Raw genomic sequence first — 13,513 nt, 5'->3', positions numbered from 1 at the left:
TCACTCCATGTAGCCGAGCTGCTTCAGCCGGTCCTCGACGTCGTCCTGGGCGCTCCCACGATCGTCACCGAGGTCGATGGGCTCCTGCGTCCCCGGATCCGAATCCTCTGCCAGAATCGGGAGCACATCCCCGTCGACGTCGGTCGGAATCGCCACGCCGTGAGCGGCCAGCAGCGTCGGAGCGAGATCCACCAGCGACACGTCGTCCAGCTCTCCCTGCGGCTCGAAGTCCGGCCCCTTCGCGAGGAAGATCCCGGTCATCGTGTTCTCCGCGGCCCAGCGATCGGGCTCGGTGACGACCTCGCCGCCACCGAGACCGTCGTTGACGTGGACGCCGGGACGCTGCTCGACGACGACGTCGGGGCCCTCCTCGACGTACTCGCCGGAGTAGACCTCCTCGCCGCGGTAGACTTCGGGGAAGAACGGCTCACCGTCGGCGTCGGTCACAGCAGCCAGCTCCTCGATCAGCCGCTCGCGCGTCGCCTCGTCCGCCACGTCGGGGTTCAGGTAGATCGGGCCCTGGCTGCTCGCGACGGCGGCGGTGTGCTCGAGGTCGATCGCCTCCATCTTGCGGCCGCGCTTGACGCCGGCCTCCTGGGGGACCATCTGCTGGAGCCGCTCGGGAACCACCCTCGCGAGCAGCCCCACCGCACCGAGTCGCTTGGCCACCGACAGCACGTTCTCCCGGGTCAGCCCGAGCCGCTGGAAGTAGTAGTCCGCGGAGCGGTCCTTCTGCAGGTAGCCGTGCTCGGCGAGCCACTCGTTGATATAGAACTCCGCCTCCGTCTCGATGGAGCCGTGATCGGAGGTGATCACGAGATTCACGTCCTCCATTTCGTCGATCTCCGCGAGGCGCTCGTCGACGAGCTGCCAGGCGCGCAGGCTGGGCTCCTCGTCCCAGAAGAAGTGGTGGATGACATTGAGATAGAACAGCGTGACGTGGACGAAGTCGTGATCGCGTGCTTCCAGCGCGTCGATGGCGACGTCGAAGCGGAGATCGAGCAGGCGGAGGATCTCCTCGACCTCCGCGCCGGTCTCGGCGTTCGAAGAGAGCAGCGGATCCGGATGGACGTCGTAGTCGAAGCGCTCGTGGAGTTCGTCGGCGAGTTCAGGCGGTTCGGTGTAGCCCGATTCGATCGAACGGTACTCGCCCTCTGCGGCGTCGGGCCCGCCGGCGACCATGATCCCGTCGATCTCGCGGGGCGGGTAGGTCGAGGGCATGTTGACGACGCCCGTCGAGTAGCCGGCGTCGTTGAGGTAGTCCCACAGCTCCGCGGTGTCGAAGTCCGCGCCCTCCATCACGTCGATGGAGCCGTTCTCCAGATCGACGCGTTCGAACCAGAACACGCCGAGCTTGCCGGGGTTCTTCCCCGAGGCGTACACCTTCCAGTTCGGGAAAGTGACCGGCGGATGGCAGCTCCGGTTCGTCGCCCAGCTCCCCTCCTTGCGGAGCGCCGCGATGGTGGGGAGGTGTCCGGCCTCGATCCAGGGGTCGAGCAGGTCCCAGCTCGCCCCGTCGAGGCCGACGACGATCGTCTTGGTCATAGACTCGGGTTCCGGTCCGTGAGGAAATACCGTTTCGCTTCTGATCGTCGACGGACACCGATCCACGGGTACTACAGCGACGAAAGCGACGGTTTGCGACCGGGCTACGACCTATCGCCACCTGCGGACTCCCCCTGCAACAGCCGACCGAGGTCCACGTTCATCATCGGCAGCCACCCCACGAACGCGGGGAGGTAGACCCCGAGGAACCGGTCGATCAGGATCGCCGAGACGATCGCGGCCTCGGGGACCCCGAGCGCGACGAACACGTACAGCGCGGAGAACTCGGCGACGCCGACCCCGCCCGGCGTGATCGGCATGATCGTCAGGCTGTATGCGGCGACGAGCGCGATCGGCAGGACGAGGGCGGGTTCGAACGGCTCGCCGAAGGCAGACAGCAGGAGTCCCACCCGAATCGCCGGAAACACGGCAACCGTGCCCGCCATCGCGAGCGCGTACTCGATCACGCTCCGGGGATCGGTGACGGTCGCTTGAAACGTCTCGCGTGCCGGGCCAGCAATCGCTGGCAGCGCACCCCCGGCGCGGGCGACGAATGAACCGACGACCGGGACGGACGCACCGATCGCGAGGAGCCGCTGGCCGTACCGCCTGCCCACGCCGAAGCCCGTGAGCCAGATCGCGACCGTCGCGAGTAGGTACAGCCCAGTCGAGGCGGCGATGCCGACGAGTAGCCACAGCGGGAGTTCGAACGCGAAGACGGCGAGGCCGACGATCGCCACCAGCCCGTAGCAGAGGCTGTAGAGCGCCGTGTTCGAGCCCGCGATGGCGACGGCGTCGCTCCACTCCAGATCCGCGAAGTGCCGGAGAACGAGCGGCGCGACGGCGTGGCCGGCGGCTTTCGAGGGCACCACGTGGTTGATAAATTTGATGCTGAGGTCGACCTCCGCGACGGTACGCGTCGAGTGCTGGCCGACGTTGCGAAGGAGTGCGTGCCACATCGCAAAGCGCGTCCCGAACTCGAGAGCGGTGACGGCGAGGATCGCGAGCAGGACCCACGCGTCCACTCGCACGAGATTGTCCTGGAGTGCGGACCAGTCGACGCTCGAGAGCACCCAGCCCAGCAGCGCGACGCCGACGAGGAACTTCGCCGCCGTCAGCAGGCGCTGTCGGTTCACGTTCGGCCCTCCGTATCGGGAGTCCGGGACGTGCTCGACCCGACCGGCGCCTCGGTCGCGAGCGTGCGTGCCGTCACGAACTCGAAGGGCTGGTCGAGGATGCGCTCAAGCGCCCGCCAGGTCCACTCGCCCGTCCGAACGGTCACGCGCCGCGGGACGCCCTCCACCGACGGCAAGTCGGCGAGCTCCCACGGATGGACGTAGAGTACGGGCGCACGGCCGCGTCGCGCCTGGAGGCGTATTCCCGCGAGCGCGTAGTGGATCCCGAAGAGCCGCAGCCACGCGCCCGTCAGTGGGAGGCGAAGCCCCGGCATCACGGACACCGGAAGCTCGCGCAGGGCGGCGGGAGCGTCAGACCGGACCGCCGTCGCGTCGCAGGGATCCTGCAGCTGCGGGCCGCCGCCGTACCACCCGATCGAGCGGGCGGCGACGACGCTCGAGTCGTACGCGTAGCCCGCGTCGGCGAGCAGATCGAGGTAGTCGTCGCTCCGCTGGAAGGAGGGCGCACGGAAGCCGACGACGTCGGTTCCAGCCGCACGTTCGAGCGTCGCCCGGGAGTCGACGATCTCCGCGCGGCGCTCGTCGGGATCGAGCTCGGGCAGGTGGCGGTGTGAGTGAGTGTGCGAGGCGATCTCGTGTCCTCGGTCGGCGACCTCGGCGAGCAGATCGGGGTGGTCCTCGGCGACGCTGGAGACGGTGAAGAACGTGCAAGTCGCGTTGTACTCGTCGAACAGGTCGAGGAGAGGCTCGACCTGCTCGATTCCGAGATCCTCGCGATCGGTGGTCCCTTTGGCGCTGCGGTAGGCCGGCAGCTGCTGGAAGGTCTCGAGGTCGACGGTCAGGGCAGCCCTGCCTCGCACCATCGTCTACCTGTGAGGATCAGTGACGCGTACTTGGGTCTGTTGACACCCACGAGACGGCTGGTGGCAGCCGAATTCGCAAGACAGGTGGGCGATCGGGCTCGGATAGGAGCCTCCTATTCAGCGTTTCGTAACGACTAACTCGCGGGAGCGTCGTTACTTCGGTGATACCCGTGTCCGTATCGTCGCTCCCGGCGGTTGCGATCCCCGGCCTCGGGAACACCGTACTCCAGCTGTTCCTGGTCGCCGTGGCGGTGATCGTCTTCGCGTGGGGGTTCGAACGCTACCGGACGAACTTCTCCCGTACGGAGCTAGCCGTCGCAACCGCGATCTCGCTCGGCATCCTGACCGTCGGCGTCCTCCCCGGCGTGTTCGGCGCGATCGGCGGCGTGCTCAACGTCGAACGGCGCTCGCTGGTCGTCTCGCTGCTCGCGAACACCGCCTTCGCCTTCCTGTTGCTCTACGCGCTCGCGATGATCCGGGACAACCAGCTCGCCGTCGGCGAGCTGACCCGACAGCTCGCGATCCGGAAGGTCGAGGGCCCCGAGCACGACGAGCCGACGGTCGGCGTCGTGATCCCGGCCTACAACGAGGCCGACAGCGTCCGCGGCGTGGTCGAGTCACTCCCCGGGCGGGTGCTGGACCACCGCGTCGAGGCGATCGTCGTCTCCGACGGCTCCGACGACGACACCCGTGACGTCGCGGCGAACGCCGACGCGATCGTCACCGAACATCCGATCAATCAGGGCCAGGGCGGCGCGCTCAAGACCGGCTTCGCGATCGCCCAGCAACACGGCGCCGACGTCGTCGTCACGATGGACGCCGACGGGCAACACCGCGCCGAGGACCTCCCCGCGCTCGTCGCGCCGATCGTCGAGGATCGCGCGGACTACGTCCTCGGCTCCCGGTATCTCGGCGAGGACGACTCCGGGAACAGCTCGACGCGGCAGGCCGGGATCCGCGCGTTCACGGCGTTCATCAACGCCGTCTCGAAGGCGGACATCACCGACTGCACGAACGGATTCCGTGCGATTCGTGGCGACCGCCTCGACGAACTCACGCTCACGGAAGAGCGCTTCAGCGCCCCGGAGCTCATCATCGAGGCCCGCAAGAACGGGCTGCGCATCGAGGAGGTGCCGATCACGGTCCGGAGCCGAGAGGCCGGCGAGACGAAGAAGCCGAAGCTCGGCTACGCGATGGGATTGACGCGAACCATCCTCGTGACCGTCGTCCGGTGAGACCGCGACGACTGTGGCGAGGGCTCGCTTTCACAACTATGATGCCACCCGGGCGCTCACGCCCGGATATCGACCGATCGCCGTTCGAGCATCACCGATCGCCGTTCAGACAAGACCGACCGTCATTCGAACAATCGCCATGATCGCACACCGCACCGATCGACGACCGTCGGCGGGTCCCATCACGACGGAATCGACGACGCCGAGGGACCCATGAGAGACGTCGTCCTCGTCACCGCCGACTCCGTCCGGCACGATTTCGTCGACGAGATGGCGTTCGTCGACTCCCTCGACCCGATCCTCGGCGTCACCGCCGGTCACTACACCCGACCGAGCCTCGGCGGCTTGCACTCGGCGCGCCTCGCCGGATCGGTGCGCTCGAAGGCCGTATCGCCGACCATCGCGGAGGTGCTCGACGATGCCGGCTACAGCTGCCTCGGCGCCGCCGCGACCGCCCAGGCCGACCCGGCCTTCGACTTCGACGCCGGGTTCGACGAGTACGAGAACTTCATGGACGGCGGCGGGAACGCGGTGGAGAACCGCCGGAGCTCGCTCAGAGAGTATCTCGGCCAGTTCGAGATCGTCCGCGCGGTCTACCACCGGTTCTTCCCGATGGAAGCCGTTCTCTCGGGGCTCCCGCCGGACGACGACGTGATCGACCACGCTATCCAGACGTTCAACGACGCCGAGGGGCCGCGCTTCCTGTGGGTCCACCTCATGGACAGCCACCGGCCCTACGGCCGCGGCGACGACGCGCTCCCCGTCGAGATCGACCGCAAGGCCGAGGCGAGCGGGCGGGACTCGATCCTCCCCGATCCCGAACTCACCGACGCCGAACACGAGGAGCTCCTGGACACCTACCGGGAGTCCCTCGGCCGGACGGACGAGCGGATCGAGCGACTCTACGAGGAGATCGACGCTGAGGATCCGATCTTCGCGGTCACGTCCGACCACGGCGACGAACTCGGCGAAGCGGGCTACTACTACCACCAGGGGTACCGCCGCCGGGTTCCCGATCCGATCGTCCAGGTGCCACTCGCGATCGACGGGCTCGACCTCGCCGCCGATCGCGGGAGCCTGCTCGACCTCGGCCCGACGATCGCCGGCGCCGTCGGCGCGGAGGCACCCGACGTCTGGCGCGGGAACGATCTCCGAGAGACGAGCACCGAGCGGGCCGTGACCGTCGCGCCGTGGCACGAGGACGCGACGGTCGCCGTGCGGGATCGGGAGAGCACGCTGATCGCCGCCGACGCCGACGTCTCCTTCGAAGAGGCCGGCGAGGAGGCCGCCGTTGGTCGCGCCGACGTCGACGAATCGGTCGAACAGCGTCTGCAGGAGCTGGGCTACACCGATGCCGGGTGAGGATGCGGCGGGTGGTGGCCGCGAGGGCGATACGGCGAACGAACGCGATGCCGTGACTGATACTGCGCCGACCGACCCGGCACCGCCCGACGCGCCGGACGTCCTCTTCGTCTGCATCGACTGCCTCCGCGCGGACTTCGTCGGGAGCGACCACGCCGACACGCCGTTCATCGACCGGCTCGTCACGGAGGGCACCGACTACGGTTCGATGTTCGCGACCGCGACGACGACCACGCCAGCCGTCGCGAGCTTCATGACCGGCCGCTACTCCGAGGGCAACGGCGTCCACTCCCTCGACGAGGGACGGCTGCGCGAGGACGTCGGGACGCTCGCGGAACGGTTCTCGGCGGCGGGCTACGACACCACCGCGATGGTGACGGGCCCGCTCGTCGAAGACACCGATCTCGATCGCGGGTTCGACGAGTACCGTTTCCGCGATCGGCGGGAGAAACTGACCGGCGAGTGGGAGGCAACGGCCACCGAAAGAATCGAGGCGCTCGCCGAGGGCGACGACCCGTTCTTCTGTTATCTCCACCTCTGGGCGATTCACAAGCCCATCGACGTGCCGCCCGCGTTCGACGACCCCGCCTACGGCGAGACGCCCTACGCCCGGACGCTCTCCGCGCTCGATCGCTCGCTCGAGCGGGTCTGCGACCGGCTGCCTGAGGACACCGTGATCGCCCTCCACGGTGACCACGGCGAGTCCATCACCTGGATCCACAACCCCGTCCACAAGCTCGGCAAGTACGCCCGGACCGGCCTCCGGTACTACCTGGGGCTGGACACCCGCGGGATCGAGCGCCGGATCGACCGGTTCGTCGAAGACCGGTGGCCGAGCCACGTTCCGGACCGCTTCCTCGACGACCGCCACGGCGAGAACGTCGCCGACCACGTCGCGAACGTGCCCTTCGTCCTCCACGGCCCCGGCGTTCCGACGGCCAGCGTCGACGCGCAGGTCCGGCAAGTCGACGTGTTCCCGACGCTCGTGGACGTGCTCGAACGAGGAGGCGACGAGCCGGCAGCGGACGAGGAGCCGACCGACGACGACGGCGACGCCGACGTCGACGGCGAGACGCTGCTACCACCCGAGAACGTCGGCGAGCGCGACGCATACATGCGCGCTTGCGGTGCCTCGCTGCTGAAACGCGAGAGCTGGGCGCGGGCGATCCGCGCGGACGGCAAGAAGCTCGTCGTCTACCCCGACCGCGACTGGGAGCCGGAGTTTTACGACCTGGAGGCCGATCCGCTCGAACATCACCCACTCGCTGACGCCGAGGACGAGATCGAGGCCTACCGCGAGAAGTTCCCCACGCCGGAGCTCACCGAGGGCGAGCGCCTCGAGATCGACGACCTGCTCGAGGATCTGGGGTACAAGTGAGGATTACGCCGCGCAATGCTCGCCCTCGCCGGCGGGGACCGTGGGCTTCATTACGACGATTCGTGGGTTGTTCTCGTTCCGGGAGGGCGGTTCGAGCGCGAGTGCGCGTTCGAAGTTCGCGTCGGCGTCGCGTTCGAGGTTCGGATCGCTCGGGCCGAAGTCGGTGACGACCTCGTAGCCCGCGTCACCGTCTAGCAGCGAGCGGTAGAACGCGGTGCGGTTCGGCGAGACCACTGGGTCCTCGAAGTAGCGCTCGTAGTGGAAACTCGAGAGCACGAGGAAATCGGTCCGGTGGCAGCGAACGCGCTCGAGGACCCGCTCCTTCCGTTCGGCCGTGTGTCTGTCGTAGAGTGGATCGATCGAGGCTTGCGTCACGTTCGCGCCGTCGGGGATCGAGGGCAGGTAGGTCGGCTTGGTGAGCAGCGTGACCCGATCGCCGTCCTCGATGTTCGCGTGCGTCCACTCCGACGCCTCGCCGCGGGAGGTGCTCCAGGCGACCGCGCCGCTGGCGGTGTAGAACAGGGAGAGCAGGAGGACGACCGCCAGCACGGGGCCAGCGACCCGTCGCAGCCCGCTGGGCCGCTCGGCGTCGATCGCCCACCCGCCGACGAGGCCGACGAAGAGGGCGAGCAGCGGCACGATCAGCAAGATGCGGTTGTACTGCGTACTCGAGGTGAACGAGTCGACGAGATAGAAGGCGACCGCGAACCCGAGTGGGTAGAGCGCGAAGGGGCTGATCCGATCCGTCAGCGCGAGTACGGCGACCCCGACGACGGCCAGGATCGACAGCGCCAGCAGCGGCACGCCGAGCGCGGTCACGAGGTGGCCGAGGTGGGCGATCCAGCCCGGCTCGTTGGCGGCGTAGAAGGTCGCACCGCCGGACTTGACGACGAAGTAGCGGCCGATCTCCGCGGCGTAGCGGTCGGGGCGGACGAGCAGGGATGGCGTCGTCGCCACGTACGTCGCGATGGCGAGCGCCGGATACCGGATGAGATCGCGGATCGCGTCGCGAGTCAGCAACTCTTCGGGCTCGTACCGCCGGAAGGCGAGGATCGCGACCACGAACACGAGCACGCCCGCGGTCGCCTTCGTCGAGATCGCGAGCCCGGTCGCCGCCGCGCCGTAGAGCAGGTAGCGGTCCTCGCCGGTGTCGTAGTGATACGCCAGCAGGAGGAAGCTCCAGACGACGAAACAGGCGACGACCACGTCCTCCGTCGCGTACTTCGCCGTCAGCACGAACCCGAGACTGACCGACAGCGTCGCACCCGCGAGGACGCCAGCGGGTCGCCCGCCAAGCCGACGTGCGAGCAATGCGACGCCGAGCACGGTCAGCAGTCCGGCCGTCGCAGAGACGAAGCGGCCCGTGGTCACGAGCAGGTGGTAGGTGTCGAGGAGTTGCTGGTTGGCCGCGGCCCACTGGCCGCCGGCAGTGTACTGGGAGACGCGCTGGGCCTCGTCGAGCACCGCCTCGACCTGTCCGGTCAGGAACCAGTAGGTGCCAAGCGGGATCAACACGACGAGGTAGGCGAGGACGAGCAGCCAGATGTGGAGATTCCCGCCCTTCTTGAACTCGTTCATTCCGTAGGGTTCCTGGGCGATCGTCAGCGGCTGGGTCGTCGCCGCGATCTCGTCGGGGATGAACTGGTAGGGCTCGACGCGCCAGATACCGAAATAGAGGAGGACAGCGGCGACGACGAGCACGCCCGCGAGCCAGGGGTTCGCCCGGATCGCGCGGCGGATCCGATCGCGATTCATCTACCCCGAGCCGAATCTCCACAGGCGTTTCAACAGTTCGATTCGGCCCGCCTCGGGGGATCGGCCGCGAACGCGTCGCTGCGTGCGATCACGCCGCCGATTCGGTGCAGGGGTAACGCGATCTCCAGCGACACCCACAGGACTTATTACGACTGCCAAATATGAGTGACTCATACAATGAGTAACTCGGATCCCGACCGCGAGGAGCCCTCCGACGACGACCACCTCGCGGACGTCGAAGCGGGTGCCGGCTGCACGGAGATCTGGGAGCATCTCTCCGAGCGACGCGCCGCTGCGGACGACTAGCAGTCTCCGGCAATTCGATCCGAATTCTGCTCTCGGTGGTTTTTCGATTCGTCGAGAAGCGAACGCGCTCAGTGTTGGAACGAAGTCCGTTCGCGGTACAGAAAGAGCAGGAGAAGAACGGAAAGCACAGCTGTAACTATAGCGCCACTGTCGCCGTTCAACGCCATCAATCCGCTCCGAACCGACTCGATAATGAACAGGAGCATTGCAGCTCCCAATCCCCAGAGAGAGTTCGTCCAGAGGCCGTATGCGGCTGCGAGCGAGATAGGTACGAGTATCGCGTGAAACAACGACCCCTGGGTAGCTGAGATGAGCGCGCCGATACCGATAAGAAGAGAGTACGCAGCGACGATCGTGAGTCCCACCGAATGAGTTCCATTCATGAGATTGGAGTGTCTCATCAAGGAAGAATTTTAACGCGGAATTGATAGTTCTTCGGTCCAAATGCGTCTCTGGTCTACCGGTAGCAAGCAGTTCTTCGACTGCTGCGGACGTACTGGATTTGTGTCGGCAGAGTCGAAAAATACGTAAGAGCAGACGCGGACGGCTGTGATCATGTCCGAGACACAGCTACTGACTGTTGCTGTGGTGGGGATTCTCTTTGGCCCTCCGCTGGCGATATGGCCGAGAAAGCTGGCTCGCTGGGAGGAGGTCCTCGACGCGATTGGGCGGAAACCAGCCGGGAGAGTTCAGCCAGCAGACTGGAAGGTCAAACTGACGCGAGTATTTGGAATCGGCCTCTCCATTGCCGGAGCGATATCGGCACTACTCTTTTTGTTCTGACGGTGTACCCGTCCGCTTACCAATCGACTGTTGCACAATGAACCGCGACGGCTGGATTTCGAAACCTGCACTCCCTACTCCACCGTCACGCTCTTCGCGAGGTTCCGCGGCTTGTCGATCGATCGCCCCTTCGAGTCGGCCACGTAGTACGCGAACAGCTGCCAGTAGACGTTCGTGATCAGCGGCTCCAGCAGTCCGGCGTCGGGCACCGGCCACTCGACGTCGAGGTACTGGCCCGCCCCGTCACCCGACGACGCGCCGACCACCGGCGCTTCGCGCGCCTGCGCCTCCTTCACGTTGTTCAGCGTCTCCGTCGGCCGCGATCCTTCGGTCAGCACCGCGAGCACCGGCGTCTCCGGCGTCACGAGTGCGAGCGGTCCGTGTTTCAGCTCGCCCGCGGCGAACCCCTCCGCGTGGTCGTAGGAGATCTCCTTGAGCTTCAGGGCGCCCTCCAGCGCGACGGGGTGGCCGAGCCACCGCCCGACGAAGAAGAACGCATCCGAATCCGCGAGCTCCAGCGCGACCTCCTCGACGGCGTCGGCCCGGTCGAGCACCTGCTGGATGGCGCCAGGAAGCCCGCGTAGCGAGGACAGAATTTCGCTCGCACGGTCGGACGAGAGCGTTCCGCGCTGGCGGCCCAGCGCCACCGAGAGCATCGTCATCGTCGCGACCTGCGAGCAGAACGTCTTGGTCGCGGCGACGCCGATCTCGGGCCCGGCACGGATGAACAGGCTGTCGTCGACCTCGCGGGTTACGGTACTGCCCAGCGTGTTCGTCACCGCGAGCGTCCGCGCGCCCGCTCGGCTCGCCTTCCGGATCGCCGCGAGCGTGTCCGCGGTCTCGCCGCTCTGGGTCACCGCGACGACGAGCGTCCGCCAGGGATCCCGGCCGCCGTCGAACTCGTACTCGCTGGCGATCTCGACGGTCGCCCGGACGTCGGCGAGTTCCTCGACCAGCTCCGCGGCGTAGCGCGCCGCGTAGTTCGAGGTACCGGCGGCGACGAACTGCACCTCCTCGAGCGAGCCGACGTACTCGGCGGGCAGGTCGAGGTCGAGATCGACGGTGCCCGCGTCGGGGTCGATCCGGCCGGAGAGCGCTTGCCGGAGCGCCGTGGGTTGCTCGTGGATCTCCTTGAGCATGTAGTGCTCGTAGCCGCCCTTCTCCGCGGCGTCGGCCTCCCACTCGAGCGTCTCGCGCTCGGGCTTGATCCGCTCGCCATCCCGCTCGATCGTCACGCCATCCGGATCCAGAATCGCCAGGTCACCGTCCTCGAGGTAGGTCACCTCCCGAGTGTGTTCGAGAAACGCGGTCACGTCGCTCGCGACGAACGCCTCGCCGTCGCCGTGTCCCACGACGAGCGGGCTGTCCTGCCGGGTCGCGAACAGCGCGTCGACGCCGGCCATCGTCACGACGACCGCGAAGCTTCCCTCGAGCCTGCCGACCGCCCACTGGACGGCGTCCTGCGGGGACTTCCCGTCGGCCAGCGCCGTCTCGATCAGGTGCGGGACGACCTCGGTGTCCGTCTCGCTCGTGAACTCGTGGCCTGCAGCCTCCAGCTCGGCTTTCAGCTCGTCGTAGTTCTCGACGATCCCGTTGTGGACGACCGCCACGTCGCCGGTGCAGTCGGTGTGGGGATGCGCGTTGGCGTCCGTTGGCGGGCCGTGTGTCGACCAGCGCGTGTGGCCGATCCCCAGTCGGTGCTCGGCGGACTCCGGCAGCGCGGCCAGCAACGCCGAGACCTCGCCGGAGCGCTTGTAGACGTCCACCGATCCATTCGAGAGCGCAACGCCCGCGGAGTCGTAACCCCGGTACTCCAGGTTCTCGAGCCCCTCGGTGACGATCGGGAGGGCCTGCCGTGGGCCGTTGTAGCCGACGATCCCACACATGCTACCCCCTCCGGATCTGCGTGCCCTGCTCGACCGTCCCGCTGACGCTCGCACCAGGAGCCACGTCGACCTCGTCGTGGAGGACTGCGCCGGGCGCCAGCACGGCACCGCCGCCGACGCTCGCGTTGTCGCCGACGACGCCGCCCAGGCGGACGTCCTCGTGGACGCTCCCCTCGACGATCACCGTCGCCTCGCCACCTGGAACCGTCGCGTTCGCGCCCACGGTCGCGTTCGCGCCGACGACGCAGTCCCGGACGACGGCGCCAGGGCCGATCGTCGCGTCCGGGAAGACCACCGAGCGCTCGACGACGGCGTTGGCGCCGACGCTGGCATTGTCGGCGACTGCCGTCCCTCTGCCGAGCGTCGCGTTCGGACCGACGCGCGCACCAATTGCCAGATGTGTGGCGTCCGAAACCGTCGCGCTCTCCGCGACGGGGCCGTCGACCGCCCCGCCCGACCGGTCGAGCATCCGGCCGGTCACCGAGAGGAGGTCCCAGAGGTGAGAGACGTCGAGCCAGAGCCCGTCGTAGCGGACAGCACTGACCGCACCCTCCGCGATGGAGTCCGCGATCGCCGCCGTGATCGACTGCTCGCCGTCGGCCCCGGTCGGCGTCGCCCGGATGGCGTCGAACACGGCCGGCGTGAACCCGTAGACGCCAGCGTTGATCAGCTCCGAGGGCGGCTCGTGCTCGGGCTTCTCGACGAGGTCGACGACGCGATCGCCTTCGACGGTGACGACGCCGTAGTCGGCGGGCGTCGGCGAGCGCGTGACTGCCATCGCGAAGTCGTTCCCAGCAGCCTCGGGGGACGTCTCGTCGAGCACCGCGTCGTTCGCCAACGTCTCGCGAACGGACTCGACCGCCGTGGGCTCGATGATCCGGTCGCCGTTGAGTACGAGGAACGGTCCCTCGACCAGATCCTCTGCCTGGAGGACGGCGTGGCCGGTGCCGAGCTGAGTCTCCTGGACGGCGTAGCTGATCTCGACGCCCCAGTCGTCGCCGTCCCCGAAGTGCGTCTGGATGCGGTCGCGCTCGTAACCGACCACGAAGACCACGTGGTCGATGCCCGCGTCCGCGACTGCCTCCAGCACGTACTCCAGCAGCGGCCGGTCCGCGATCGGAAGCATCGGCTTCGGCCGACGGTTCGTCAGCGGCTCCAGCCGGCGGCCCTCGCCCGCCGCGAGGATCACCGCCGTCGTCGCGTCTGTCATGTGACTTCGTATCGCTGGCGCACACTTGAATACACCGTCGGCCGGTGGCCGTTC

General features: G+C 67.7%; 12 protein-coding genes. 5 read left to right on the top strand and 7 right to left on the bottom strand.

Annotated elements, in window-relative coordinates:
- From ACZ5KP_RS10625 to ACZ5KP_RS10615, 3 genes are all read right to left on the bottom strand, one after another.
- Positions 1-1,545, bottom strand: coding sequence for an alkaline phosphatase family protein (locus tag ACZ5KP_RS10625; protein WP_460921640.1), 1,545 nt, complete (start codon positions 1,543-1,545; stop codon positions 1-3).
- A gap of 104 nt (positions 1,546-1,649) precedes the next feature.
- Positions 1,650-2,681, bottom strand: a complete 1,032-nt coding sequence (locus ACZ5KP_RS10620; RefSeq protein WP_460921642.1) for a lysylphosphatidylglycerol synthase transmembrane domain-containing protein — start codon at positions 2,679-2,681, stop codon at positions 1,650-1,652.
- Positions 2,678-3,544 carry a polysaccharide deacetylase family protein gene (locus tag ACZ5KP_RS10615; RefSeq protein ID WP_460921644.1) on the bottom strand — a complete coding sequence of 289 codons (867 nt, stop codon included), beginning with the start codon at positions 3,542-3,544 and terminating at the stop codon, positions 2,678-2,680. Before ACZ5KP_RS10615 ends, ACZ5KP_RS10620 begins: the two co-directional genes overlap by 4 nt.
- Before the next feature lie 170 nt (positions 3,545-3,714).
- Between ACZ5KP_RS10615 and ACZ5KP_RS10610 the strand changes: the two genes are divergently transcribed.
- The 3 genes from ACZ5KP_RS10610 (at position 3,715) to ACZ5KP_RS10600 (ending at position 7,519) form a co-directional block, all read left to right on the top strand.
- The gene (locus tag ACZ5KP_RS10610) at positions 3,715-4,779 is read left to right on the top strand and encodes a DUF2304 family protein (RefSeq protein ID WP_460921646.1); all 1,065 of its coding nucleotides are present in this window, start codon (positions 3,715-3,717) and stop codon (positions 4,777-4,779) included.
- Positions 4,780-4,992: 213 nt separating this feature from the next.
- On the top strand, positions 4,993-6,141 hold the full coding sequence (locus ACZ5KP_RS10605; protein ID WP_460921648.1) for a sulfatase-like hydrolase/transferase: 1,149 nt from the start codon (positions 4,993-4,995) through the stop codon (positions 6,139-6,141).
- The gene (locus ACZ5KP_RS10600) at positions 6,131-7,519 is read left to right on the top strand and encodes a sulfatase-like hydrolase/transferase (protein WP_460921650.1); all 1,389 of its coding nucleotides are present in this window, start codon (positions 6,131-6,133) and stop codon (positions 7,517-7,519) included. Before ACZ5KP_RS10605 ends, ACZ5KP_RS10600 begins: the two co-directional genes overlap by 11 nt.
- Before the next feature lie 3 nt (positions 7,520-7,522).
- Here the strand turns inward: ACZ5KP_RS10600 and ACZ5KP_RS10595 are convergent, their stop codons facing one another.
- Positions 7,523-9,274 carry a glycosyltransferase family 39 protein gene (locus tag ACZ5KP_RS10595; protein ID WP_460921652.1) on the bottom strand — a complete coding sequence of 584 codons (1,752 nt, stop codon included), beginning with the start codon at positions 9,272-9,274 and terminating at the stop codon, positions 7,523-7,525.
- A 177-nt stretch (positions 9,275-9,451) separates the two neighbouring features.
- Between ACZ5KP_RS10595 and ACZ5KP_RS10590 the strand changes: the two genes are divergently transcribed.
- Positions 9,452-9,580 carry a hypothetical protein gene (locus ACZ5KP_RS10590; protein WP_460921654.1) on the top strand — a complete coding sequence of 43 codons (129 nt, stop codon included), beginning with the start codon at positions 9,452-9,454 and terminating at the stop codon, positions 9,578-9,580.
- Positions 9,581-9,648: 68 nt separating this feature from the next.
- On the opposite strand, the gene ACZ5KP_RS10585 is transcribed toward ACZ5KP_RS10590, so the two are convergent.
- Positions 9,649-9,945: a hypothetical protein gene (locus ACZ5KP_RS10585; protein WP_460921655.1), complete on the bottom strand. Its 297-nt coding sequence runs from the start codon at positions 9,943-9,945 to the stop codon at positions 9,649-9,651.
- A gap of 190 nt (positions 9,946-10,135) precedes the next feature.
- Here ACZ5KP_RS10585 and ACZ5KP_RS10580 point away from each other — a divergent pair, with 190 nt between their 5' ends.
- Positions 10,136-10,363, top strand: coding sequence for a DUF6199 family natural product biosynthesis protein (locus ACZ5KP_RS10580; protein ID WP_460921657.1), 228 nt, complete (start codon positions 10,136-10,138; stop codon positions 10,361-10,363).
- A 74-nt stretch (positions 10,364-10,437) separates the two neighbouring features.
- On the opposite strand, the gene glmS is transcribed toward ACZ5KP_RS10580, so the two are convergent.
- The gene (gene glmS, locus ACZ5KP_RS10575; RefSeq protein ID WP_460921659.1) at positions 10,438-12,249 is read right to left on the bottom strand and encodes a glutamine--fructose-6-phosphate transaminase (isomerizing); all 1,812 of its coding nucleotides are present in this window, start codon (positions 12,247-12,249) and stop codon (positions 10,438-10,440) included.
- Position 12,250: 1 nt separating this feature from the next.
- Entirely contained in the window at positions 12,251-13,459 is a 1,209-nt protein-coding gene (locus tag ACZ5KP_RS10570) for a sugar phosphate nucleotidyltransferase (RefSeq protein WP_460921661.1), read from the bottom strand.
- Positions 13,460-13,513 lie beyond the last annotated feature (54 nt).

The sequence above is a fragment of the Salinarchaeum chitinilyticum genome (assembly GCF_055390775.1).
This window is presented reverse-complemented; position numbering and strand designations above follow the sequence as displayed.

Coding starts and splice junctions, on each gene's coding strand:
- ACZ5KP_RS10600 (WP_460921650.1), top strand. CDS start 6,131: ATGCCGGGTGAGGATGCGGCGGGTGGTGGCCGCGAGGGCGATACGGCG.
- glmS (WP_460921659.1), bottom strand. CDS start 12,249: ATGTGTGGGATCGTCGGCTACAACGGCCCACGGCAGGCCCTCCCGATC.
- ACZ5KP_RS10625 (WP_460921640.1), bottom strand. CDS start 1,545: ATGACCAAGACGATCGTCGTCGGCCTCGACGGGGCGAGCTGGGACCTG.
- ACZ5KP_RS10580 (WP_460921657.1), top strand. CDS start 10,136: ATGTCCGAGACACAGCTACTGACTGTTGCTGTGGTGGGGATTCTCTTT.
- ACZ5KP_RS10615 (WP_460921644.1), bottom strand. CDS start 3,544: ATGGTGCGAGGCAGGGCTGCCCTGACCGTCGACCTCGAGACCTTCCAG.
- ACZ5KP_RS10570 (WP_460921661.1), bottom strand. CDS start 13,459: ATGACAGACGCGACGACGGCGGTGATCCTCGCGGCGGGCGAGGGCCGC.
- ACZ5KP_RS10590 (WP_460921654.1), top strand. CDS start 9,452: ATGAGTAACTCGGATCCCGACCGCGAGGAGCCCTCCGACGACGACCAC.
- ACZ5KP_RS10595 (WP_460921652.1), bottom strand. CDS start 9,274: ATGAATCGCGATCGGATCCGCCGCGCGATCCGGGCGAACCCCTGGCTC.
- ACZ5KP_RS10605 (WP_460921648.1), top strand. CDS start 4,993: ATGAGAGACGTCGTCCTCGTCACCGCCGACTCCGTCCGGCACGATTTC.